20 protein-coding genes, 1 tRNA gene and 1 pseudogene are annotated in these 24,401 nt (G+C 57.2%); 13 read left to right on the forward strand and 9 right to left on the reverse strand.

The genetic code is table 11. From position 1 onward, the window contains the following. The first annotated feature begins 136 nt into the window (after positions 1–136). The 9 genes and pseudogenes from MWU60_RS15250 (at position 137) to MWU60_RS15290 (ending at position 7,442) form a co-directional block, all read left to right on the forward strand. Positions 137–580 carry a TRAP transporter small permease subunit gene (locus tag MWU60_RS15250; RefSeq protein ID WP_247228242.1) on the forward strand — a complete coding sequence of 148 codons (444 nt, stop codon included), beginning with the start codon at positions 137–139 and terminating at the stop codon, positions 578–580. Then, the gene (locus tag MWU60_RS15255) at positions 570–1,952 is read left to right on the forward strand and encodes a TRAP transporter large permease (protein WP_247228243.1); all 1,383 of its coding nucleotides are present in this window, start codon (positions 570–572) and stop codon (positions 1,950–1,952) included. The genes MWU60_RS15250 and MWU60_RS15255 overlap by 11 nt, the downstream gene beginning before the upstream one ends. A gap of 12 nt (positions 1,953–1,964) precedes the next feature. Continuing rightward, on the forward strand, positions 1,965–3,149 hold the full coding sequence (gene pobA / locus MWU60_RS15260; RefSeq protein ID WP_247228244.1) for a 4-hydroxybenzoate 3-monooxygenase: 1,185 nt from the start codon (positions 1,965–1,967) through the stop codon (positions 3,147–3,149). A 6-nt stretch (positions 3,150–3,155) separates the two neighbouring features. Further along, positions 3,156–3,902, forward strand: a pseudogene (gene pcaD / locus MWU60_RS15265) (3-oxoadipate enol-lactonase); the annotation flags it as partial. Between the two features lie 45 nt (positions 3,903–3,947). Beyond that, positions 3,948–4,304, forward strand: coding sequence for a 4-carboxymuconolactone decarboxylase (gene pcaC / locus MWU60_RS15270; RefSeq protein ID WP_247228593.1), 357 nt, complete (start codon positions 3,948–3,950; stop codon positions 4,302–4,304). Beyond that, positions 4,297–5,022, forward strand: coding sequence for a protocatechuate 3,4-dioxygenase subunit beta (gene pcaH / locus MWU60_RS15275; protein WP_247228245.1), 726 nt, complete (start codon positions 4,297–4,299; stop codon positions 5,020–5,022). The genes pcaC and pcaH overlap by 8 nt, the downstream gene beginning before the upstream one ends. Beyond that, positions 5,022–5,567, forward strand: a complete 546-nt coding sequence (pcaG, locus tag MWU60_RS15280; RefSeq protein WP_247228246.1) for a protocatechuate 3,4-dioxygenase subunit alpha — start codon at positions 5,022–5,024, stop codon at positions 5,565–5,567. The genes pcaH and pcaG overlap by 1 nt, the downstream gene beginning before the upstream one ends. After that, positions 5,560–6,402 carry a 3-keto-5-aminohexanoate cleavage protein gene (locus MWU60_RS15285; RefSeq protein ID WP_247228247.1) on the forward strand — a complete coding sequence of 281 codons (843 nt, stop codon included), beginning with the start codon at positions 5,560–5,562 and terminating at the stop codon, positions 6,400–6,402. Before pcaG ends, MWU60_RS15285 begins: the two co-directional genes overlap by 8 nt. Further along, positions 6,399–7,442, forward strand: coding sequence for a lyase family protein (locus tag MWU60_RS15290; RefSeq protein WP_247228248.1), 1,044 nt, complete (start codon positions 6,399–6,401; stop codon positions 7,440–7,442). Before MWU60_RS15285 ends, MWU60_RS15290 begins: the two co-directional genes overlap by 4 nt. A gap of 172 nt (positions 7,443–7,614) precedes the next feature. Here the strand turns inward: MWU60_RS15290 and MWU60_RS15295 are convergent, their stop codons facing one another. The 3 genes from MWU60_RS15295 to MWU60_RS15305 all read right to left on the reverse strand — a co-directional run bounded on the left by MWU60_RS15295 (position 7,615) and on the right by MWU60_RS15305 (position 14,575). Further along, positions 7,615–8,445, reverse strand: coding sequence for an AraC family transcriptional regulator (locus MWU60_RS15295; protein ID WP_247228249.1), 831 nt, complete (start codon positions 8,443–8,445; stop codon positions 7,615–7,617). 104 nt (positions 8,446–8,549) lie between these two features. Then, complete coding sequence (locus MWU60_RS15300) at positions 8,550–12,806, reverse strand: translocation/assembly module TamB domain-containing protein (RefSeq protein WP_247228250.1); 4,257 nt, start codon at positions 12,804–12,806, stop codon at positions 8,550–8,552. Beyond that, positions 12,806–14,575 (reverse strand): autotransporter assembly complex family protein, encoded by a 1,770-nt coding sequence (locus tag MWU60_RS15305; protein ID WP_247228251.1) that lies wholly within the window; start codon positions 14,573–14,575, stop codon positions 12,806–12,808. The genes MWU60_RS15300 and MWU60_RS15305 overlap by 1 nt, the downstream gene beginning before the upstream one ends. 151 nt (positions 14,576–14,726) lie before the next feature. Between MWU60_RS15305 and MWU60_RS15310 the strand changes: the two genes are divergently transcribed. Both MWU60_RS15310 and MWU60_RS15315 read left to right on the forward strand, forming a co-directional pair. Continuing rightward, on the forward strand, positions 14,727–16,376 hold the full coding sequence (locus MWU60_RS15310) for a hypothetical protein (RefSeq protein WP_247228252.1): 1,650 nt from the start codon (positions 14,727–14,729) through the stop codon (positions 16,374–16,376). After that, positions 16,352–16,894, forward strand: coding sequence for a DUF3726 domain-containing protein (locus tag MWU60_RS15315; protein WP_247228253.1), 543 nt, complete (start codon positions 16,352–16,354; stop codon positions 16,892–16,894). The genes MWU60_RS15310 and MWU60_RS15315 overlap by 25 nt, the downstream gene beginning before the upstream one ends. A 10-nt stretch (positions 16,895–16,904) precedes the next feature. On the opposite strand, the gene MWU60_RS15320 is transcribed toward MWU60_RS15315, so the two are convergent. From MWU60_RS15320 to MWU60_RS15340, 5 genes are all read right to left on the reverse strand, one after another. Further along, a complete protein-coding gene (locus MWU60_RS15320) occupies positions 16,905–17,576 on the reverse strand; it encodes a response regulator transcription factor (RefSeq protein WP_247228254.1) in 672 nt (223 codons plus the stop codon). 115 nt (positions 17,577–17,691) lie between these two features. Further along, positions 17,692–19,260: a HAMP domain-containing sensor histidine kinase gene (locus tag MWU60_RS15325; protein ID WP_247228255.1), complete on the reverse strand. Its 1,569-nt coding sequence runs from the start codon at positions 19,258–19,260 to the stop codon at positions 17,692–17,694. A gap of 1 nt (position 19,261) precedes the next feature. Further along, positions 19,262–20,791 (reverse strand): ABC transporter ATP-binding protein, encoded by a 1,530-nt coding sequence (locus MWU60_RS15330; RefSeq protein WP_247228256.1) that lies wholly within the window; start codon positions 20,789–20,791, stop codon positions 19,262–19,264. Further along, positions 20,788–21,852: a hypothetical protein gene (locus MWU60_RS15335; RefSeq protein WP_247228257.1), complete on the reverse strand. Its 1,065-nt coding sequence runs from the start codon at positions 21,850–21,852 to the stop codon at positions 20,788–20,790. The genes MWU60_RS15330 and MWU60_RS15335 overlap by 4 nt, the downstream gene beginning before the upstream one ends. 159 nt (positions 21,853–22,011) lie before the next feature. Beyond that, on the reverse strand, positions 22,012–22,320 hold the full coding sequence (locus tag MWU60_RS15340) for a hypothetical protein (protein ID WP_247228258.1): 309 nt from the start codon (positions 22,318–22,320) through the stop codon (positions 22,012–22,014). A gap of 466 nt (positions 22,321–22,786) precedes the next feature. On the opposite strand from MWU60_RS15340, the gene MWU60_RS15345 reads away from it, so the two are divergent. Beyond that, positions 22,787–23,359, forward strand: a complete 573-nt coding sequence (locus MWU60_RS15345; RefSeq protein ID WP_247228259.1) for a DUF4956 domain-containing protein — start codon at positions 22,787–22,789, stop codon at positions 23,357–23,359. A 23-nt stretch (positions 23,360–23,382) separates the two neighbouring features. Continuing rightward, positions 23,383–24,189, forward strand: coding sequence for a polyphosphate polymerase domain-containing protein (locus MWU60_RS15350; RefSeq protein WP_247228260.1), 807 nt, complete (start codon positions 23,383–23,385; stop codon positions 24,187–24,189). A gap of 69 nt (positions 24,190–24,258) precedes the next feature. Here MWU60_RS15350 and MWU60_RS15355 read toward each other — a convergent pair. Next, positions 24,259–24,335, reverse strand: a tRNA-Arg gene (locus tag MWU60_RS15355). Between the last annotated feature and the right edge of the window lie 66 nt (positions 24,336–24,401).

Here is a 24,401-nt window from a genome sequence, read left to right on the forward strand (position 1 = left end):
ACGCCTGTTCAAACCGGGTTTTGATCCCGCCGCGAAACACCATTGCATACGCAACGAGGCAATCGAAGTGTCAATAAGACTTCTCTTAATCCGCATCATTCATGGATGGGCCTTGCTTGGCGGAGTGTTGTTACTTTTGATCGTTATTGTTACCGCGATTAACGCTGCGGGTTTTACAGCAAACACAATCGCACGGACGTGGGGTGGAAATGTCTCTGGTCTGCCGGGATACGAAGATGCCGTTCAAATGATTGTCGGCATGGCCGGCTTGATGATGTTCCCCTACGCTCAGCTTTACCGCGCCCACGCATCTGTTGACGTCGTCATGCAATATGCGCCCGACTGGGCCAATCGCCTTGTTGTGCTGGTTTCAGGCATTGTCCTTGCGCTGCTTCTGGTCTGGATGTCGTGGATGTTGCTGCAAGGAACACTGCAAGTCCGTGCAGACCGTATTGAAACAACGGTTCTTGGTTGGCCGGTTTGGATGTTCATGCCCGTCGCGGTGATCTCGTGCCTGTTATGGGCCGCGGCGTCTGTTTTGGACATTTTCAGCCCACAGGAGACACCTGATGGAGCGTGAACTTATCGGGGTCTACGGTCTTGTTGCGCTGTTCTTCTTGATCATGCTGCGCATCCCCGTTGCCCTCGCCATGCTATTGACCGGGATCATTGGCACTTGGGTGTTGAGCTTGGTCACTCCGTTCATTAAGTTCGGCCCGTATATGTTGCAGTTCAAAACCGCACTTTGGAATTCGGTCGCGAACTACGACCTGTCCGTTGTGCCATTGTTCGTGCTGATGGGATTTCTGGCCGCAGAAACGGGCCTAAGCCGGGATCTGTTTCAAGGATTAAGCGCGCTGACCCGGAAAATTCGGGGTGGTGTGGCCATGGCCACGATCCTGGCCTGTGCGGGCTTTGGCGCGGTAAGCGGATCATCCATCGCAACGGCCTCAACCATGAGCCGCGTGGCCCTGCCCGAACTGCGCCGCCTGAATTATAACGAGGGGCTTTCAACCGGTGTGCTGGCTGCTGGCGGCACGTTGGGTATTCTGATCCCCCCGTCGGTCGCGCTGGTGATCTATGCCATCGTGGTTGAAGCCCCGATCATCGAAATGTTTCAGGCGGCGATCATCCCAGGCATACTGGCGGTGCTATTCTTTCTGATCGTGATCCACATCCGCTTGAAACGAAACCCTGACCTTGCACCCAATCCGGAACCGATGAGCGCCGAGGCGACGCGGCGCGCAATTCGCCGGTTGATACCCGTAGGCCTGATCTTTGGGTCGATCATCCTTGGGCTTGGGATGGGGTTCTTTACACCAACACCAGCGGCGGGTGTCGGCGTGTTTCTGATCCTCGTCTATGGGCTGATCCTGCGCTTTGTGTCTGATGACGGGCTCACCATTGCACGCCTGAAATCAGCACTTCTTGCCACCGCCAAAACAGCCTCGATGATCTATTTCATCCTGTTTTCCGCAGATATCCTGAAAGGGTTTTTTGCCCGAACCGGATTGCCAGCGTCGCTCAGCGATTGGGCAGCGGCATCAACGATGGACCCCTATATGATCCTGCTGGTGATGTTGGTGATCCTGATCATCTTGGGATGTTTCATGGAAAGCCTGTCGATGATACTGGTCGTTGTCCCCTTCTTCTGGCCCGTTCTGATCCAGCTGAACGGTGGGGATTGGGTCAGCGCCGAGGACGCGGCATTTGGTATGACAACCGATGAGCTGCGGATCTGGTTTGGCATCCTCGCACTCATTGTGGTGGAACTGGGTCTGATCACACCGCCGGTCGGCCTAAATGTCTTTGTGATAAAGTCATTCTCGCCCAATACCCCGCTTGGCGTGATTTTTCGCGGTGTCGCACCGTTCTTCGCAATCGAGATCATTCGGGTTGGTGTCTTGCTGGCATTGCCGGTGCTTTCTCTGTATTTGCCGCGCATGCTGTAGGAGCTGAATTCGGTGACGTATGCCCACACAACACAAGTTTGTATTATCGGTTCGGGACCTAGCGGCCTTCTACTTGCACAGCTTTTGGCGCAGGCCGGCATAGACACAATCGTGCTGGATCGCAGGGACCGTGCCTATATCGAAGGCCGCATTCGCGCCGGTGTGCTGGAGCAAGGCACAATCACCGCATTGGAAGAAGCTGGGGTTGCCGACCGGCTTCATGCCGAGGGCTTGCTTCATGATGGGTTCGATCTGGCATTTGATGGCACCCGTCACCGCATTGATCTTGCAGCGCTGACGGGGACATCTGTGATGGTCTATGGGCAGACAGAGGTCACGAGGGACCTTTTCAACGCTCGCACCGCTGGCGATCAATCTTTCTTCTTTGATGTTGAGGATGTCGTGCCAACCGATCTGAAGACAGACCAGCCCACTGTGCGGTTCCGCAAGAATGGTGAAGATCACGTCATCACCTGCGACTTTGTAGCAGGCTGTGATGGCTTTCGGGGTGTTTCGCGCGCCGCGATCCCTTCCCACGTCCTGCGAACGTTCGAGCGGGTGTATCCCTTTGGCTGGCTTGGCATTCTGGTCGAACAGCCGCCCGTCAGTCATGAATTGATCTACGCCAATCACACACGTGGGTTCGCTCTCGCCTCAATGCGGTCCGAGACGCGCAGCCGCCACTATATCCAATGTGACCTTAGCGATAACGTGGCCGACTGGCCCGACGACCGGTTTTGGGAAGAGTTTGCGACCCGTCTTGGACCCGATACTGCGGCCAATCTTCAAACAGGTCCGTCATTCGAGAAGTCAATTGCGCCACTGCGGTCTTTCGTTGCTGAACCAATGCGCTACGGCAATTTGTTTCTGGCGGGCGATGCCGCCCATATTGTCCCTCCGACAGGTGCTAAGGGCCTAAACCTCGCCGTTGCAGATATCCGGCTGCTGTCGCGTGCGTTGACCGCACACTACCAGACTGGAAACGATGACTATCTTGATAGTTATTCCGAAACAGTGTTGCGCAGGGTCTGGAAGGTCGAGCGTTTTTCCTGGCAGCTTTCAACACTGATGCACCAGTTTCCCGAAAACACACCTTTTGAGAAAAAGATGCAGCGCGCAGAGTTTGACTACATCGCGTCATCTGAGGCAGCCTCGAAGGCAATTGCGGAAAACTATGTTGGCCTCCCGCTGGAATAAAGCTGAATGGATGTTGCACAGATCAACGGCGCTCCGATCGCCTATCGACACCGTCCAGGGTTGGGGCGCACGGTGGTGTTTGCAAATTCTCTGGGCAGTGATCAAAGCATTTGGGACAAGGTCATCGGCGCTCTACCCCGCGGTTATGGCACGCTCACCTATGATCTGCGCGGGCATGGGCAAAGCGGGGGTAAGGCAGACAGCATAGCCGACTTGGCTGATGACCTGAGCCAGCTTATTGACCTGCTTGCGATCACGGATGTTCTTTTTGTCGGCGTATCAATTGGCGGGATGATTGGGCAGGTTCTGACCTCTGACCGCGCCGATGTGGTGAAGGGCGCAGTTTTGTGCAACACCGCTTGTCAGATTGGCACGGCCGAAAAATGGCAAACGCGGATCAGCGCGGTCGAGGCTAATGGCGTGGCTGGTATTGCCGACACAATCGTCGGGACATGGTTTGGGGCGGGCTATGCCGCCCAAAGCGACCGGATCGCATTGCATCGCAACATGGTCGCCCGCACAGATGATGCAGGCTATATCGCGGCGTGCCGGGCTATTGCAGCAGCCGATCTGCGGCAGAACGCGGCTGACATCGCGGTACCTGTGCTTTGTATAGGTGGCGATCAGGACCAATCTGTGCCGCCAGAGAAGGTCGCGTCACTGTCAGACACGATTCCGGATGCAAAGCTGCATACCATGCAGGGTATTGGCCAATTGCCCTGTCTGGAAGCGCCAGAACAGCTGGCCCATTTGATCGCTGCTTTCGATCCGATTGGCGACGACACAGCAAAGGCAGGCATGGCCACCCGCCGGGCCGTTCTGGGTGATGCGCATGTAGATCGCGCCTTGGCCTGCACAGGTTCATTGGACAAGGCGTTTCAATCGCTGATTACAACCGGCGCCTGGGGGCAAGTCTGGTCAAGCCCTGCGATCCCGGCGCGCGAACGGTCGATGCTGACGCTGGCGCTGCTGGCTGCAACCGGGAACTTTGAAGAAATCCCGATGCATATTCGTGCCACAGTGCGCACTGGTGCCACCGAACGCGATATAGCAGAGGCCTTTCAGCATGTTGCCGTTTATGCAGGCGTCCCGCGTGCCAATCACGCGTTAAAGCTGGCCAAACAGACCCTTGCAGAGATGGCCGAAAATGACTGACGCGCCATTCAAACCGCGCGATTTGTCATGGCATCCGCCGGCGTTCTATCAGGGCTATCGCTCTACCCATCTGCGCGCGCCGCAACAGCCGCTTTTGCAGATACCACAAACAGTGACAGAGCTGACAGGACCTGTCTTTGGGCAGGGTGATCTGGGGCCGCTGGATGATGATTTGATCACGAATTACGCCGCCACTGGCCAAACAGCGCAGGGATCGCGGATCATCGTGCACGGGACTTTGCGCGATGAAGATGGCCGCCCCGTACCCGGCAAGCTGATCGAGGTCTGGCAGGCCAACGCCGGGGGCCGGTATCGCCATGTGAATGACGGATATCTTGCGCCACTTGATGATAACTTCGGCGGCTGCGGGCGATGTCTGACCGATACGGAAGGCCGCTATAGCTTTCGCACAATCCTGCCCGGACCGTACCCTTGGCCCAACGGCGGCAACGACTGGCGCCCCGCGCATATCCACTTTTCTGTCTTTGGCGACGGCTTTGCGCAAAGGCTGATCACGCAAATGTACTTTGAAGGCGACCCCCACATCGCCCTGTGCCCCATCGTACAGTCTATTCCGTCTGACGACGCGATTGACCGGCTGGTCGCCCGATTGGATATGAAGCGGACGAAACCAATGGATATCCGCGCTTACCGCTTTGATATTGTGTTGCGCGGGCGTGATGCGACAGTCTTTGAAAACCAGCTGGAGGGGACCTGATGACCTTAAAGGAAAGCCCCTCACAAACGGCCGGACCCTATGTGCATATTGGATGCGCCCCGCAGACCGCAGGCTTGGAACAGCGTCGCATGGGCAAACAACTGGGTGGCTTGATGGTGCCAGAAGGCACCGATGCGCTGACCCTCGCCATCACGGTCCTGGATGGTGAAGATGCGCCCGTCAAAGACGCATTGATCGAGATTTGGCAAGCCGGGCCAGACGGGAACTATACCCCGACGCCTGCGTTTCAGAACTGGGGTCGTCAAGGCTCTGATCTATCCACCGGTGTTGCCCTTTTCAAAACACTGAAGCCCGGACGCAATGGTGAGCACGCGCCGCATATCCTTGCGTGGATTGTTGCGCGCGGGATCAACCTTGGCCTGACGACCCGCCTCTATTTTCCTGACGAAGACAATGGCGGTGATCCTGTTCTAGGCCTTGCTGGTGCACGCGCCGAAACCCTTATCGCGACCAAGACCGATACGGGTTATGCGCATACCATCCGCCTTCAAGGTGCGAACGAAACGGTATTTTTCGATGTCTGATGTTGCTGGAAAACCCTGCATACTGTGTTGCGCCATCACCGGATCTTTGCCGCGAAAGTTGGATAACCCTGCCGTTCCCATCAGCGTTACCGAACAAATCGAAAGCAGCCATGCGGCCGTGGAAGCAGGCGCAAGCATCATACATGCCCATGTCAGGAATGCCGATGAGACCCCATCGAGCGACCCTGACAAGTTTGCAGCCTTGCAAGAGGGCCTTAAAAAGCACTGCCCCGGTGTGATCATTCAATTCTCAACCGGCGGACGGTCAGGGGCAGGTCAGGAGCGCGGTGGTATGTTACCACTTGGGCCTGATATGGCGTCGCTATCGGTCGGTTCAAACAATTTTCCATCCCGGGTCTACGAAAATCCGCCTGATTTGGTCGCTTGGCTCGCATCACAGATGAAGCAACACGCCATCACACCCGAGGTCGAAGCGTTCGACCTGAGCCACATCTTGCAAGCGCTGGCGATGCATGAGCGTGGGGACCTATACGGCAAGCTCTACGTGCAGTTTGTAATGGGTGTAAAAAACGCCATGCCTGCCGATAAAGAGATCTTTGATTTCTATGCGCAGCTGATGCAGGCGCGCGCGCCGGATGCACAGTGGTGCGCTGCGGGCATCGGCGCTAACCAAATTATTGTGAATGAATGGGCCATTGCGGCAGGGGGACATACGCGCACGGGGCTTGAGGACAATATACGCTCTGACAAAACAACGCTCGCACCGTCCAACGCCGCCTTGATCGCACGGGCGGCCGACCTTTGCGCCAAATATGACCGCCCAGTTGCCACCCCTTCACAAGCCCGCGCCATGCTGGGGCTGCGCTCGGCATGATCGATACAGCCACCCACCCTTGGCTTGGCGATTTGCTGGGCGACACGCAAATCGCCGCGATCTTTCAGCCGGATGCAGAACTCAGACGCCTGCTAAAGGTCGAAGCGGCCTGGACACGGGCGATAGGTAGTGTGGCGGCGGACGGTACAGCCGACCGTGTCGCTGTAGCCATCGAGAATGCGCCGATAGACCCAAGCACGCTGAAAGCTGGCACTACGCAAGACGGCGTGCCAATCCCGGCGCTGGTGCGTTTGTTGCGCGACCATGTGGGTCCTGATCACGCAGCTTTGGTTCACACAGGCATGACCTCGCAAGACGTGATGGACACCAGCCTTATGCTCGCCCTGGGCGACGTTTTGTCAGTCATGGAAAACCGCATGTCCGCACTCGATCAACAACTGTTAGACATGCAGGCCGCTTTTAAAGGACGGACGATGCCGGCCTACACGCGGATGCAGCCCGCCTTACAGACCACTGTTCATGACGTTATTGGCCGTTGGCGAAATCCGTTCGAACGCCTGATGAATGATGCACGCGATCTGACAAACAAGGTCAGGATTGTGCAATGGGGTGGACCCATCGGTGCGCGCGATCATGCACAGGCGCAGGCCATCGGGGCGGCCTTCGCCGAAAACCTTGGCCTGCGGGATCCCGGACAGGCCTGGCACACAGACCGCAGCGTTGTTCTGGATGTCGCGTATCTTTTATCGCGCATCTCAATTGCAACAGGGAAAATCGGCGAGGATGTCTGTGTCTTTGCTTTGGCCGGTGCAGAAAACATCACCTTCACGGGCGGTGGGTCATCCGCGATGCCGCATAAGAACAACCCGGTGAAAGCCGAAGCCTTGGTCGCCTTGGCAGATTTCGCCACAGTGCTGGCTACAAATCTGAACCGATCAGCCCGTCACGAAGGCTTTCGATCGGGTCGTGCCTGGACGTTAGAGTGGCTTATACTTCCTCAATTGTGCGCCTCAGTCGGAGCGGGAACCCTTCTTGCGGCACACACTATTGAAGACATCATATCTATGGGTGCGATCTGAGTGAGTTGAACACAAAGGCTGTTTGAGCCCTAAACCAATGGCAGGAATGTCTTTCAACGCTGATCTTGCCACCAGTCGCGGTGAATGTCCGGTCTGGGTCAGAAATGCCTGACGTTTGGACCAATATCGCGCGACAGGGCCTACCGACAAATTCACAAAGCTCGCCGCTTAGCTATGCGACAGGGATCCAAAGCTCAACAACGCCGCGTCCGGTCGCGATATCAAACCGCTGGTCATAGAGCTCAAACTCTGGCGCTTCGCGCGGGGTCAAACCGGCATCGGGCAAGGCCTTGTTCCAGACGGTGTAGACCGTTTTGGGAAAGTCCGCGATGTGCCCCTTATGGGTGAAAACCGCGTATTTGCCTGCCGGGATTGTCACATCATCCATGCCCTTGGGGATCTTGCTTGACGCATTGCCCTCCACACCGGCGACATAGCGAAAATCTTCATTCGGGGTCACATCGCAGCAGACGCCGTAGAATGGACCGTCCGTATCGGCATCCAGTTCATCAATGCGCCCGTTAAAGGCCTCCCATAAAGGTGGGATCGCGCTGTTGTTGCCAAAGCTGCACTTGGTGCTCAGACCAATCACACGGAAAGCGTCACGCTTTTTCATTTCAGGTGCGGGGACATCCACAATCAACTCTTGTTCCATTTTCAAAGGCTCCATCAGGTTCAGGTTTTGCAATGACCGCGCCTTGCGCACGCTATTGGGTGGCACCCTGAAATAGCTGGCAAAAGCGCGGGTGAACGCCGCATGAGAGTTGTATTGCGCATCCAATGCGATGGTCAGGATGTCGCGATTGCCAGTCGCCAGATTGACCGCCGCCACCGACAGCCTGCGCGCACGCAGATAAGTCATGGGTGATAGACCCGTCGCCTGCCGAAAGCTGCGGGCCATATGGTAAGGACTGACAGCGCAAGCATCGGCCAGCGCCTCTAGCGTCACTGTCTGATGCAAGTGCATCTCCATCTGCCAAATCAGCTTGTCAGTCAGTGACATCGCGGTCTCCACATAGCGTTCATGACGAGGAGTTGTAACCGTCTGACCCGACCACGCTTGATCAGGATTGCGGAATTGAACGTGACCCAAGCATTGTTGCGCGCCTAGTAATCCCGCTCAAAGAACACACCAACGCCTGTCTCACCATCCTGATCAACGCTGCCTTTGGCTGTGATCTCATTGGTGATGTCGAGGTTGAGGTTGATCTCTGTTTCGCCTTCGCTTGTCACGGTCACATCCGTATAGATGTTTTCAGAAACGTAGGCGCCGGCACGCACTGCCGCGTTGCCTTCGTCATCGGTTGTCACGTCAAGATCATCCAGACCGATGCTTTCGCGAAAGTCGCTGAGCGCCCCACCGCCCCGACCTGCCAAGGTATTGATCGCCGAGGCGAGCTGTACCGCCTGCAAGGGACTGATACTTTCCAGATCACGACCAAAGATCAACTGCGACAGGACCTCATCCTGCGGCAGTTCCGGGACGGACACAAAGCTCACCTCAGGCTCGCCCGCCGGGCCTTCGACGATGATGCTGATCACGGTGCCATTGTCCGTTTCAGTGCGGGCCACCAACCGGATGAAGGGTGCAAAGTCACCTTGCAAGGTCGCAACCCCTTCGGTCAGTTCAAACCGCTGTTGCAGGATATCAATGCGCCCCCGCACCAGCGCAAAGCGACCCACCGGGATCACATTGTCGGTGGTGCCGCCAATCGTCAGGCGGCCACCCAATTCCGCATCCAGGCCACGCCCACGGATAAAAATGCGTGAAGGTGCATTGATCACGATATCCAGCGGAAACGCGCGACCTCCGCCGCCGCCACGGCCACCATTCCCGCCGTTTTCCTCTAAAAGCCCGGCACGGCGCAACGTCTGACGGACCGCCGCAGATGCCCCCACATGCGTCACGTCCGGCAGCGCGCCCAGACTGCTGATTGACGATGACGGCACCTGCACATCCGTCTGGCCCAGTTCCAACCGGCCCGAAATCCGCGCCCCGCCTTGCAAGGGGCCATCAAGATTGATCTGACCCGATATACTGGATGAATAAAGCTCAGGGTCCTGCAACACGACCTCCTCCAGTGTCACTGTCACATCCGCCTGATTGGGTCCTTCCAAAGCGATCGGCCCGCTGACATTCACGCCGCCACCGCTTTCCACCCGGGTGCGCAGATCAATCTGTGCCGTGCCACTGACCAGCCGGATGTCACCGGCAATATCTGTCAGCGCCTCACCCAAGTTGGGCGCGGCCAGTCGTCCGTTTGAAAAAGTCACCTGCCCGCTCAAAGACGACACCGCTGGAGGCCCATTCACACTCAGATCAAAGTTCGCAAGACCGCTCAGGCGGCGCGGATCAAGTGCGGCATTGGCCAGCGCCAGTGGCGCGCTGCCGTCAACGTCAATCGCCAAGTTACCCTCCTGACTGACCTCGCCAATGATCTGCGCAGCAAGACCGCCCGGCCCTGTCCCGGTGGCATCAATCCCCCAGTTGCCATCTTCATCCAGTGACGCGGCACCGGTCGCCCGGACCGGTCCGCTGATCTGATCCGTCAGCACACCGACATCGCGTAAACTGGCGTTGAACCGGCCTTGGCCAAAACCGGCAGCCCCGTTCAACGCGCCGACCAGCGACACCTCACGCGTTGAAACTTCAAGCGTGCGCACGCCCAGAACAGCGTCGTCCAACCCAATCGTTGCGTTGATGCGGCCGGTGCCTGCCAAAAGCGGATCGAGTGTTGGATTTCCAATCGCCAAGTCTTCGCTGCGCAGGTTCACCCGCGTTTCAAACCGGGTTAGATCAGGCAAGACTGTCCCCGACGCGGTCAGGTCGATGCTGCCTGCCACGGGCTGCCCAATCAGTGTGGCGTAGGTGGCAAGGCTTTCGACCTGCGCTGTGATTTCGCCTGTCACCTCGCGATCATTGGCGGGTGACGCAACGACAGCATCCAGCACAACATTGGTGCCCGGCCCGCGCACGCGCAACGCCACGTCTGTCGCCTCATCCGGCGCGGGGACCGCATCCAGCGACATCGTAATTGGACCGCTGAGGCTGCGGTCAAGAAGGGCGGCATCGTTGATCACAAACCGCAGGTCAGCGGTGTTTGACCCATCCAAAGACACATCAGCAGCACCGCGCAACGACATGGCAGGCGTTGCGACAAGCAGATCGCTCAGCGCAATGCCCTGCGCGGTGGGTCGCGCGATTTGCGCAGTGAATGTCCCGTCCCCGGTCAGCAAAGGATCAATTCTGTCGATCCCTGTCACCAGATCTTGCGTGGTCCCGCTGATATTGCCGTCAAACCGCAAACCATCGCTCAGTAACACCCCACTAGCGTCCAAGGCCACTGCCCCCGACAAAGGTCGGCCTGCCAACGCCGCATAGCGCGTCAGATCGCGGACCTGCGCGCGCAGGGTCGTGTTGACGGTTTGACCGGCCTCTGCCGGATTGACAGTGCCGCTTGTCTCAAACGTAGCGGCAGGGCCTGTACCGCTGAGCGCAAAGGCGATCACACCGTCGCTGCGCTGGCTGACATCGCCCGAGAGACCCACTGGTCCTGAAAGCTGTGGCAGAACCAAACTGACATCGCTCAGGCTTGCGTTGATCCGCGCATCGGCACCTTCGCTGGTCAGATCAGCGTCGGCACGCAGATTGGCCGCATCTGTCTGAATGCGCAGGTTTTCCAGACGTGTGCCTTCCGTATCCCGCACGGCTTGCGCGGCGATAATCCCGCTGCCTGTCAAAACGCGGTCGGCCTCGGGGATACCAACGGAAAGGTCAGTCGTTTCACCCGATAAGACGATATCAAACAACCCATCAAGGGGCGTCAGCGTCGCCTGCACGGCCAAAGCCGCACCACCGCCGATATCTTGGCCGATCAGGATCGCGAACCGCTCAATCCCCGCAATCTCAGCGCTGATATTCGCGCTCGTCTGAAAGCCCGCATCAGGCCCCGCAATCGTCGCATCGGCCTGTGCGTTCAGCCCGGCACCGGTAAGCGTAAACCGCGAAATCTCAGTCCGCGCACCTTCGCCGCGCGAGGCCACAAACACGCCGCCAATTTCATCGCCAAAGGCTTCGGCAGCACCTGCCTCGCTGAGCTGCAAACCCGCGGCACCATATTGCAGGTCCGCAGTAAAAAGGCCCGCTTGCGCCCCTTCGCCAGACCGCAAGATACCGCCACCTTCGAGGCTAAGCGTTTCAATCCCCAGACCGGGCCGATCAAACCCCTCAACGGCAATATCGGCACGCCATTCGTCCGAAAGGTCAGCATCAAAACTGATCGCCAAATCCATGCCGTCCACGAATGTCTTGGGCCCGGTCAGCGGCAACAGCACCGGTTCATTGCCCAGCGGGGTGATACCGCCGGTCAGATCAATCAGTTCCGGCCAGCCCTGTGCGTCCAGTTTCGCAGCCCCACTCAGCGAGACGCGCCCGGCATCCAGTGTCAGCCCACGGACATCAACGCGACCGTCGGCTGTCTGCACCACTTGTGCCGCAAGGCGCGCATCATTTCCAAAGAACCCTTGATATTCAGGCGCAAACAAAGGTGAGATATCACCGTCCAGATCAACCGTGATCTGCTGCGCATCTGCGTCGCTGGTCAGGCCAATCGTCCCCGCCAAGCGGTCTTGCCCATCTGTGGCAACCGACACTGTCGCCTCATAATCATCCAAAGGGTCGTTGCCTGCGACCTCTAACTGCACCGCAGGACGCCCCGGTAGATCGAGGAGACGCGCGGCAATCCCGTCGGGTCCTTCTTCAAGGTTCAAGAGCAAATCCAGCACACGTGTGGCGTTCACATAGCTGCCGTTAATCTCAAACACGCCGGCCTTGTCGCCCAAGCGCTCGGCGATCACATTGGCCGCCCCTTCGCCGTCCGCCAGTTGTGCCGAACCGCTTAGCGTCACGGCGATCGGTTCACCCAAGAACGCCTCGCCCAGTTCCACCCGGTCGATGCGCAACTGGTCGAGTGCGACACTCACAGGCAACTCAGGCAGAGAAAACGGCTGCGCCTCGGGCGACGGCCCAGCATCCTCGGCAACAGGTGGGCGGGACACGATAATGCGTGCAGCGCTCAGTTCGTCCACATCAATCGCACCGCGCAAAAGTGCGGCGCGGCTCCAACTGAGCACGATATCTTCCAGCGTCAGCCAGACCCCTTCGGCATCTGCGATGGTCAAAAGATCAATGGTGGCCTCAGAACTGAGCGCGCCATTGAACCCTTGGATATTCACCGAACGACTGACACCGGAAAGGTTTTCCTCGATCAGTTCGGTCAGATAACCCTTATCTTCATCCTCTTGGGTCTGCGCAAACACGGTGCAGGGCAAGAAAACCAAAGCACATATGGCGATAAACCGCATCAAAACGACTGCCCAATCCCGATATAGACCTGCAAATTCTCGCCCATATTGTCGCCGCTGGCCTGCGTGCCCAAATCAAGACGGATGGGTCCGATACCAGTGTCATATCGCAGACCAATGCCAGCACCCGCATGCCACTCGCCGTCATCACCAGGTGTTGTCGTCACACCCACATGACCAAAATCGTAGAACCCAACAAGCGAGATATTTTCCAGCACCTCGAACCGCGTCTCAAGCTGCGCGCCGACAAATGACGTCCCGCCTGTCGTCACGCTCTCACCATCCTCAATGCTATCAATACCAAGCGACTGATAGGGTTGCCCCCGCACGGTGCCACCACCGCCAGAATAGAACAGAAAGTCCGCTGGTGCCTCTGACACACCGGCGCCCAGAACACTGCCCACCTGCGCACGGGCAGCAAAGATCAGGCCGGTCCCCGCGCTGAAAGTGTAGTAAACACGCGCATCGCCATAAAGGCGTGCGCCACTGATTTCGCCATCAGTGCTGATAAACGGGGTCGCGTCCAGATCAATGTAATACCCGTCCCGCGCGTCAGACGGATTGTCGCGCCGATCCAAAGTCGCATCAAGCGGGAGCGTCAACAGCGTATATTCGCGGGTCTCGATATCGGTTTCCTCTCGGGCGCGCAGCAGGCCGACACCTGCCCTTACTGTCAGATCATCGCTCAGGATACGCGAAAACCCGGTTTCCACCGCAACTTTATCCAGCAAAAACTCCGGCTCATCCTCGCGCGAAATCTCACCGCTGAGGAAGTACTCCGTATCCGGACCAAAGGTGGCGGGCCGCGTGAAAGTGCCACCAAGGCTGTAATCGGTGCCTCCGGTTTCGCCCGTGATACCTGACACTTCTGCATCAACGCGGAACCGCTCTGCCCCACCCAGAAAATTGCGATGCAGCCAGAAGCTTGAAACGGTCAGCCCCTCAATCGTCGAAAGCTCCAGACCAAAGCCAAAACGGCGCGGTTTCCCTTCGGACAATTGCGCGTTGATGGGCAGGGTGTCACCGGCACCAATTTCATCTGCCTCGGTCAGCGCGACGCTTTCAAAGGTCCCTGTCCGGCGCAGACGACGTTCTGCGGCAGCAATATCGTCTGGGTCGTAGGTGTCACCGGTGGGCAGACCCGCGATCTGCCTGATGCGATCATCGCTGACAGTTTCATTGCCCGACACTTGCAAAGGGCCAAAGCGCAGGCGCGGACCGGGATCGACGGCGATATCGACATCCAGTTTCGCATCACTGTGGCGGGCGACGATCGACTGACTTGCGATGCGGACCTTGGCGTATCCGATTTCGCGCCAACTGCTGATACTGGCCGAAACGGCGGATTGAATGCGCGCGGACCTTGCTGTGCGTCTGGGTCCCAGATCCTCGGGAATCGTGGTTAGCGGTGGCAAAGGTGCCACTTGAACGTTCCCAAAGGTAAACCTGCGACCGGGTGTGACGGTGATCACCACCTCATCAATCGCATTGGCCGCAGCCAAGGGCGAAATGTTCGCAGCTTCGGTTCCATTCACCGTGATTGAGATTTCGCCAGCATAATAGCCTTCGCTATAAAGGGCAGTCAGCAAGCGCCGATAATCGGCACGGGCCGCCGCGACATAGTCTTGTGGGGCTGCTGTTTCATCCAGGGCGCGCAAAAGCGACGCTTCGTTCAGCGCATCGCGTGCGGCTGGGGACACCAGTCGGACCTCTTGCGCAGTGACAGGTGTGGCGCAAATAAGCAAAGCGGCGCTTAACCGTTTGATCATATCGAAACTGCCCCCTTCACCCTATCCAACGCAATCACACAGGTTTTGTTCCGCCCGTGTATCCAAGCCGCCATAGATTTGCCAATCACTTCGCCCAGATGCGTCGTTTTTGTGCTAGGTCACGCCCGTCTCGGGCGCTAGATTGGGGGTCATGAAAGATATTGCCCTTCCAGATCAGCTGCCGCTGCGCCCGCCAGATACCGTCATGCGACTGCGCCGCATGGGCGCGGCTTTTCCAACGCGACTGTCATTTCTGCGAACGCTGATGCGGGCGCTCGCATCCGATGATGTCACGGTCAAACGGCCTGTGTGGGAGATGTCCGCCGAAGGTTACGGGCATGCCGTCTATACGCTGCGGTTTGGCGGATACGATTATGCGTTGGTGGCAGTGTCCACGGACCTACCACCCGAGATGCGCACAGACCGGGTGATCGCGACCGCTTGGGACACGGCATATGTCCTTTACGACGGCATCCCCGAACAGTCTGAGATCGACCGCATCGTTGCCAGTGCTCCTTTGCAAGAAGCCGCACGTTTCACGGCGCGCGATCTGGTGTTGAGTCGGGCGAACAAATCTGTCCGGCTGTTTGATCATGTCACTGATGCGCTGAAGGCAGGCCAGCAACCTGACCCGCAGAAAATCCGCGATACCGGGTATCTGATGCGCACCACAGCGGTCTACGGCAACGGCAAATTCGGGATTGCAGACCGGGGGCATATCGCAGGCCGCCCCGGCATGGGCGGGCCCTTCATGGCCGAAATGCTGACCGTCTGGCTGATCCGTGGTTTCACCCATGATCTGGCCGAACATGTGGGCGGCGGCACCCTCGCGCGCGACGCCAAACGCCACCTCGGGATCGGCAATTCCACCGGGCTTGGTATGGCACCGTTCTTGGTCAACCACCCGCTGTTGCTGGATGCTTGGATGCAGGTCCGCGAAACCGCCATCGCGCGGGTGCGCGCGATCCCCAGCCTAGATGCCGATCAGATCAGCCGGATTTATGATCTGGTGATCCGCGCAGCCCAGCACATTGCCGAATGGGAGGTCCCGGATGAAATCGCCGCATCGCGCATCGCAACACTACGCCGCGAATGGCCCGAATTTGCCGGAACCCTGACACCAGAAGCGATGAGCACGCAGCGCCCGATTGATCAGATTATTGAAGGTAGCATCCGCTGGTCCATCGACACACAAGAGCTGATCGCAGCACTGATGCTGGAACCGTTTGGCGATCTGGTTGACGGGCTGACGGATTGTATGGCCACGCCCTTTGTGCCCGAACTCGACCCGACGATGGCTTGCTGCGACCTGAAGGCGTTGATTAGCACTGATTGGGCGTGGGCTTGCGATGTGGATTACGACGCGCCAGAGGAATGCGCGCAGTTTTGGTACGTATCCGAGGAAAAACTCGAACCCCGCCTTGGCAACAGGCACGCAGAGCCGGGGGCTGATCGTGAATCACCATTGGATATCGGGCGGCAGGTCAAAGCGCTGTCCCTTGACGTGCCCGATGATATCACACCGATCGGCCAATTCCTTGCTCAGCATCCCCAGCACCGGGCCGCGACCCGGCGGGTGCAAACCATGCAAAGGCACCCTTACGCCGAAATCCGCGATAACCTGATCAGTGAAACCTGCCTGCCCATCGACATTCTGCGCTGCAAGCTCGCGTTCTTTGGGGCTGCGAAGTTTGACCCAAAGTCAGACCGCTGGACCCGGATCACCTTGGCCCAAGGTGCGCCACTTTTTGATGAATTGGACAACGCGGACGATTGGTGGCTGCCAGTGGCCAGCATCTGATGTGGGCGCTGAATGAAGTTGAAGGGTTGGTGAAAAAGGCCGCGCGTGGGGCAGGCTTTCCGACAGGCCAAGCCGAAGACCTTGGGCGCGTTGCGGCCTATCTGGCAGGCACCGGCGCGTCCGTGCAGCCAATTACGATGGCCTTGCAGGAACGGTTGAGCCAAGTTGATGTCAGATGGGCCGAGGGCTGTGTCGAAGTCCAGCAGGGACCTGCCGCCTTGATCGGCCCCATCATCCGGGACGCTTTTGCGATGGGCTGCACAACTGCTGTGCTGACCGATATCAGGCATGCACCTTTAGTCGGTGCGTTTCTGGCAGAGAACGGTGTTGCGCAAAAATGGGACGGACCCGTTGTGACACGCAGCGATACGACCGTCCTGAAAGCGGCCTGCGGCCCGGTGACAATACCCGGCCATGACTGGCAAATCTGGCTGGATTTGGCTGCAAAGACTTATGTCCCCGAAACCGATGCGTCGCGGATCGCCGGGGCAGGTGCGGGTCTTACAGACAACGACTAGGGTCAGGACCCTAGGACATCCGGTAGCCCACATTTCGCAACGTTACGATCCTTGCTCCTTCGGGGCCGATCTTGCGGCGAAGGCGGCCAACATAGACGTCCACAACATTGGTTAACGGATCAGCGTTGAGGCCCCAAACGACGTTTAGGATACGTTCGCGAGACAGGACGCGCCCGTTGTTTGTCAGGAATAGTAAAAGCAAATCACGCTCTTTTTTTGACAGTTCGATCTCTTGGTCCTCCACGGAAACCTGTAGGGACGCACGGTCGAAGGTGAGCGCGCCGCTGGTGATGAGTGTCTCACTGACGTCTGTTTCGTACCCTTTTGCGCGTCGGTGGAGCGCCTCGACGCGCGCAATCAATTCATCAAAGTCGAACGGTTTCGTCAGATAATCATCAGCACCCATCTTGAGGCCGCTGACCTTTTCTTCGGGACTATCGAGGGCAGTCAGCATCAGGATGGGTGTCGTTGACTTGCGCGCACGCAGTTTCCGGCACACATCCTGACCCTGAATGCCGGGCAACATCAGATCAAGTAAGATCACATCGTAGCTATTGACTGCCGCGTGTTCGAGTGCATCTTCGCCGTCGCCGACATGATCCACGGACCAACCTTCTGCCGCCAATCCACGGCGGATAAAATCGGCCACGCGCGTCTCGTCTTCGACGAGTAAGATATTCATTTGCGACGGCTCCCATTGCTAAGTCAGGAAGGGATCTTAGCCCCGATTTATCAGGTAAGACACTTTTCTTGAGTTTACGTTGGCTTTACAAACCAGAGTTTCTGACAGTTTCTTGCTATTTTGCTGGTGCGACCATCTTAACGTGCGGCTCGCTTGGGATGGTAATGATCGCCCGCAGTCCGCTTTCGCTCCTATCCTCTAATGCGACTGTGCCGCCATGCGCTTCGACGATTGATTTGACGACCGGAAGACCAAGTCCATTACCCTCGATGCCCTGACCCGATGCATTCGAGCCGCGAAAAAAGCGCTCAAACGCTTGCGATTTTTCGGCGTCGTTCAGGCCGGGCCCATTGTCTTCGACCGCGATGATGTAAGATGTCGTATTTTGCTGCACCGAGGCAGTTATCATCGGTCCGCCATAGCGCCGGGCATTTTGCAAAAGCGCCAGAACGGACTGCCGCAGGCGTACTTCGTCTATGCTGGCGGTCACCGGTTCGTCGGGTTCATAAATAATGACCGAGCTTGGAAACATTGATGCAGCGTCACGTATGACTTTGCGTAGATCAATGTCTTTGCGGTCAAGCCGCAGCTGGCCGGCTTCGTAACGCGCGACAGTCAACATATCGTCAACGATTTGGTTCGTATGCTTGGCTGAATCGCGGATTCGCGCGAAAGCATCCGACACGTCCTCGCTGAGGTTTGTCGAGGTGCGCAGCGTGACTTCTGCCTCACCCAGGATAATTGCAAGCGGTGTGCGCAACTCATGGCTGATGTCGGCCATCAGTTGTTTGCGGTTCTCTTCGCCGTTTTCAAGCTTGTAGACCAGTTGCTGAAGCTCATTGGTGCGCGCTTCAACCGTGTCCTCAAGGTGTTTCTTCTGCTCCGCACGGGTGGCTTCACGGGCAGCAAGGCCCTCGCTCATACTGTTCAGCACGGTGCCGAGTTCGCGGAATTCCCGACTGCCACCAAGGTGGACAGCTTCAGAGTAATCTGCATCGCGCAGCCGGTGAAAGCCTTGTTGCAACTGGATGATCGGCTTGCGTATCTGCTCGTTGAAAGACACACCACCCACAATCACCGTTGCCCCTGCACCCAGCAAGATCATGTAAACCAGTTGTTCGTTCCAGGCGCGAAAAGCTGATGCCTCGGCGAGTACTTCTTCGGTTTCCTCGCGCTCTTCGGCAAGTGCGGCTGCGATTTTGCGGTCAAGCTCTTCGTCGATATCGCCATCAAGAAGTGCCGCCAAACGCTCGATCTGAATGAAGGTATCAATCGGGTCGCCTGATGCCGTCAATGTCGCGATGGCGTCATCGACAAACCTGATGTCAGCTTCGATTGTATCAAGCAGTTCGAGCTCTTCAATTTCTTCTTCACCGACCATCAGGATTTCGCGACCGATGACATTGCGAATATCGGCAAGGTTCTGTGCGATCGCGTCACGTAATTCGCTTTCCAATGCCCCCCCATCACGGTCACCGATCAGCAAGGCATCGCCGCGCTGCTTGAACAGACGATACAGGTTCGATTCCAATCGCTGGTGGAGGCTGAAGGATTCTTGTGCCAGTTGCGTCCGGGCATCCCACCAGCGTGCTTTGTCGAGACTATAAAGGGTCATCCCGGCAAAGCCGCCGATCAAGCCAACAATAACCACCGCATAGATGCCAAAAAGGGTTGTAGAACGCATGTTAGAGAGCCTTTTCGTTGTCTAGTGCAATAGTAGAGGAAACTGCCGTTTGCGCTATGATGATTGTTGCCGGAGTCATCCCGCGCAGGGTTTCGATTAAGCTGTTTTGATCAGGCTCTGCCGACCAGCGCGACGATGCAATCACGATCACATCGCATTTGCCTAACACGACACGTGCAAGCTCAAGCCGCAGCGATTGAGCGGCCGTCAGGCCTTTGCCGTTCTCTGACATCCGTTGGTCCAGGCCCTGTGGTGCGCTTAGCAGTGTTTCAAGACCGAATGCGGTCAAGGTCTGGGCGATGCGTTTGTCAGTTGGGCGTTTCCGGCTCATCAAGGTTGCAGACCGCCGTAAACTGCCTTGCAGACCCAGATGATCGTCACCGATATGGGCGATCCTTGGTCGCTGTGCCTGGCCATCAAAGCGGACATCGACGCTGTTGCTTGCATCAAGCCCCGCGATAAGTCGGGCAAGCGTGTGGCTTGAAGCGCCGGTCAGTTTGGTGACTTCACCACGGTTTGCGTCGACCTTTACTGGCTTGCCTCGATACATCCCGGTGAGCGTCACCGAAACGGGTCCAGCCTTTGACCGCGACCGCCGCCTCATGACCGGTTCGTTCAAAAGCCGTTGGGCCTTTTCGCGCGCAACACGCCATGCGCAATACTTGTCCCATGCAGACCCAAGGTCCTGCATCGGCATGGCGATAAGCGCCAAAACAGACAGGCTCGCAGCGACCGTGGCCGGTGCAATGCCATTACGGCTGGCCAGCCACAGCATTGTCAGACCCGAGAGCGCTACCCCAATTTGCAAAATCGCTTGAAGCCCTGCGGTCCGGCCCCGGCGGGCGACGGCATCATCACGGAGCGACGCGCCTTGTCCGTCCAATGCGCGCAATTCCCGGCTCGTCCGGCCCATCAGATCAAGATCGGGGGCGATGGCGATACGTTCGATCATTGCAATCGCGATACTGGCGCGGCGGTGGCGCAATTTGCGGTGACGACGCTCCAAATGCCAGGCGGCCAGCACCATGACCACAAGGGCAGCGCCTAGTGGTATCAGGCCTGCGGTCGCAAGGGTAGGATCAAGGGCAAACAGGATCGCAACAGCAGCGGGCAGGACCACTGACGCAGACAGCACGTCTGGCAAACCACGCCCGAACCATAACCGGGCAGCGGACAGATCACCGACAAATCGCAAAGACAATGCCCCGACACGACGTTCATCGTGGCGCGATTTTGGCAGCCTTGCAATCTGCTTATATAACGCATGGCGCAAGGCTATTGCATAGCTTTGTCCAAGGCTTTCAGCGCGCCGTCGCGATAGCAGCAAGCAGATCGCGGCGACAATGCCTGCCGCTGCCAGTGCAAGCATCGTGTGTATCGCAAGCCCGCCGCCAGTATGCAGTGCCGCGAACGCATCTCGTGTGGCAAACGCACAGACAGCAAGAGCTGCTGCCTGCGCGATGCCACACGACACGACGAGGACCGCGTCAATGACGCGGTCCCTTGTAGCCAGAGTTGGGGAAGTACTCATGCGGCTACGTCGTTGGTTTCCCGACGCATCAGCGGTGCAACATGCTGCATGATGGTGTCAGGGGATCGAAGGTCTTCGCGCGATACGATTGGCAAATCGGTCGCTTCGGCAGCTTCGGCTGCCGCAAGCGGCGAGCAGCTGACCATGCCAGAGATCGCGAAGGGTGACAGACCGACCTGCTCAAGCACCAACTTGCCGCCCAAAGCGCTGAGCGCATCTGGTGCTGCAAAAAGGATGCCGTCCAGCCGGTCGCGGATGGTTGATGACCTGAGGATCGCGCGGGTTTCCTGCTGGAACACCCCGTCAGCAATTTCGACCACGACAATTTCGGCGCCTCGTACGGCGGCTGTTGCCACAAGCGTGTCAAAGCCTGCCTCGATCTGCTCCATCGGCATCCGGTATGTTGTCGGCATACCGACGTCGGTGAAATCCAGTGCCGGCGCGCCGCCATCTTCAAAGCTGTTAAAGTCACCAAATGCACCGGTGCCTGTCGCCTTGACGCCTGCAACTGAATAACCGGCGCGGATCAGCCCGTGCGCAAGACTGGAGGCCGCTGTCGTTTTGCCCGAATTCATAGAGGCCCCAAAGACCCCGATCACGGTCACGTGGTCATTTGCGGGAAGCTGCGGCAAAACATAATCTGCTATGTTCATGATCTTGCCATGTTCACCGACCAAAAGGCCGATTGGCTTCAGTCGGGTCGGCTCGGAAATGCGGACATGCGATGCATCAATGCGACCCGCTATACCGCCGCCTGCGACGAGGTCGATCAGATCATCGTCAATCACAGCGCTGGCGAGGAACTGGTCAGGGGCATATCGGTCGCCAATGCATAGAACGACCAAGTCGCCGGGGTAGCTTTCTGAGGCACGGCGCTCGGCGAGTTGAATTTTCTTATGTTGTCCGATCTCGGCGATTTGGCACAGGATCAGGTCACCGGCTTTTGCGGCATCATAGTTTGTAGATAGATCGCGGACATCGCAACGATCAACGCGACGGGTTGTAAAGGCCCACTTGGCAGTTGTGCAAAGTGTGGCGCTCAGCGGGGTCATCGTGGTCATTGGTCTACTCCTGGTTCAGACAATTGTGATGACCCCCTTTTGACAGCTGCACCTGACTGTTTTCCGGCAGACTGATGAACGTCTTTTGGACGGATGAATGAATGTCACATGAACGCATAAGTATCTGCTTTTCGTGATTGCCATTGCCGCAAAGGCACCTCAGTCATCGTCATCGTCATCGTCATCGTCATCGTCATCGTCATCGTCATCGTCATCGTCATCATCGTCGCGATCATTACTATCGTCCCGATCATCTCCATCGTCGTCAGAGTTACGGGCTTGTTCTGGATTTTGGCGCAACTCATGAATTGTCACGCGACCATCATTGTTGTGGTCGGACTGCTCCAGTATTTGAAAAGCTCCGTCTCGGCCAAACGCCTCAAACAGCTCATCAAAGCTCAGCACATTGTCAGAGTTTGTATCCACAGACCGAAAACTGGCTGTTTGGGCAGCGGCTGGCGACAGCACACAACACAAAAATGCACTCACGATTGCAAACCGAAAGACCGGCTTGCGCGACCCAGCCTTTATCGGAACAGAAGGGAGGAACCAGTTCTGCAATCTACTCCCTCCTTACTTTGGGCAATTGATAAACGGTCTAAAATCTTTTTGTTCGAAGGGTGAAACTAGCGGTCATAGATGACAGCTGTCCTGTCATAGAAATGAACATCAGATGAACGCGAAGGTTCTGCATGACCCAAGGCTGATGGCGCGGCGCAGATCGGGGCACCGCTGATACAACAAGGCTGATCCAGAGATATAGTGAGGGCGTGATCCGGGGCGTGCATGTCGCGCGCAAGTCAAACTGTCATCTTTTGTTCATAAAAGTGTTACGCGCCCTTCACCGGCCATGCAGGCCGCTGCCATTTCTTCCTGCCATCCCTTTCATCAAATGCTGGCCATCGTGGCAGCGAAGATTGGAATGGATGGAGCAATGCTGGAAGATCTTTTTACAAGCGGAGTAATTGAACGTTTCTTACTGAACGTCATCGCGATGACGTGCCTGATTTTTGGCCTTTTCTATAGTCGGTATCGCGACAAGGAACTTGTCACCGCAGCGTCGCTCTTCAACATTTTTGCTTTCGGGGTTCTGACGATCCTTGGCTCGGTTGAGTTTTCGCTGGCCGCCGGTTTCGGCCTGTTCGCGATCCTTGCCCTTTTCACTCTACGCTCAGAACAGATCAGTAAAATCGAGATCACCTACTTCTTTGGTTCTATCGCCATCGCAGTGGTTTGTTCCGTGCAAGGCACCACAATGCCGTTTGTGATCGTCGTTGTCGGGTTTGTTTTGATCGGAGCCTATGTTTTCGACCATCCGCGCATTCTGAAGTCTGTCGATGGCATCAAGATCACTCTCGATAAGATCGACCCCGACGCCCTGTCCGACCCCGCAAAGATGCGCACAGACCTGTCCGAAAGGCTGGGTGTTGAGGTCATGACCTATCAGATTATCGCGCTGAACTACATCACCGACATGGCGCAGATCAACGTCTTCTATCGCAAATAATCACGCAAGCTGAGGTAAGCATCATGGACCATCGTATCGCTCAAAGCCTGTCGACATTTGACACGATCACATTAGAGGGCCTGAACGCAAAAGCGGCAATGCTGGAGCGGCTGGATAACAAATACATTGTACCTGCGGATCGCCTTCTTCCTGCGTTCAATGCCTTTGCCGATCATTTCGATGTTCTTGAGATCGACGGCAAAAAGTCGTTCATCTACGCGACCGAGTATCATGACGATGCGGCTGCACAATCCTACTTTGACCATCATCAGGGCCGGCGCAAACGCTGCAAAGTACGGGTGCGAAACTATGTCGACGCTGGATTCAGTTACCTTGAGGTCAAGCTTAAGGACCTGCGGAATGTCACAGTGAAGAAACGGCTCAAGCTGGATCAAACCTCTGCTGGTCTATCGCCCGAAGCATTGGCATTTATTGATGATTGTCACACTGAAATGTACGGCACACCCCTTGGTCGCAATTTGCAGCCTGTGCTAAAGATGCGCTACGCACGGATCACGCTTGTCGCCAAGGATGGTGGCGAACGCATGACGATTGACACCAATCTTAGCTTCCGCACGAAAGCGCTGGAACGTCACGCCGCACCCGACCACTTCATTCTTGAAACGAAATCGGCACGGGGCAACGGCTTGGCGGATAGTATTCTGCGCGGTCAGCAGATGCATCCCACCAAGCAGTGTTCAAAGTTCTGCATGGGAATGGCCGCACTTGGCGTGGTCGAGCGGCACAATCGGTTCCTGCCAGCGCTGAGAAAGCTGCAAGTCTTCGAGCAACCCTTGCTGCAACGCGATGGGCTTTCAGCTGCGGCATAGAATTACATGGGTCGGTACATAACAGGCACAGGTAGCGCCTTCTAACAGCGACGCTCAACAAGCGAAGTTTGGTGACCCCGATTGGATTCGAACCAATAACCTGCCCCTTAGGAGGGGGCTGCTCTATCCAGTTGAGCCACGGGGCCGTTTGCCAAGACGGAATGCCTGTGTTTGCCTTTGCGGTCAACGGTCATGCGGAACTGGCTTTTGTG

The sequence above is a fragment of the Yoonia sp. F2084L genome (genome assembly GCF_023015625.1).
GTDB lineage: Bacteria > Pseudomonadota > Alphaproteobacteria > Rhodobacterales > Rhodobacteraceae > Yoonia.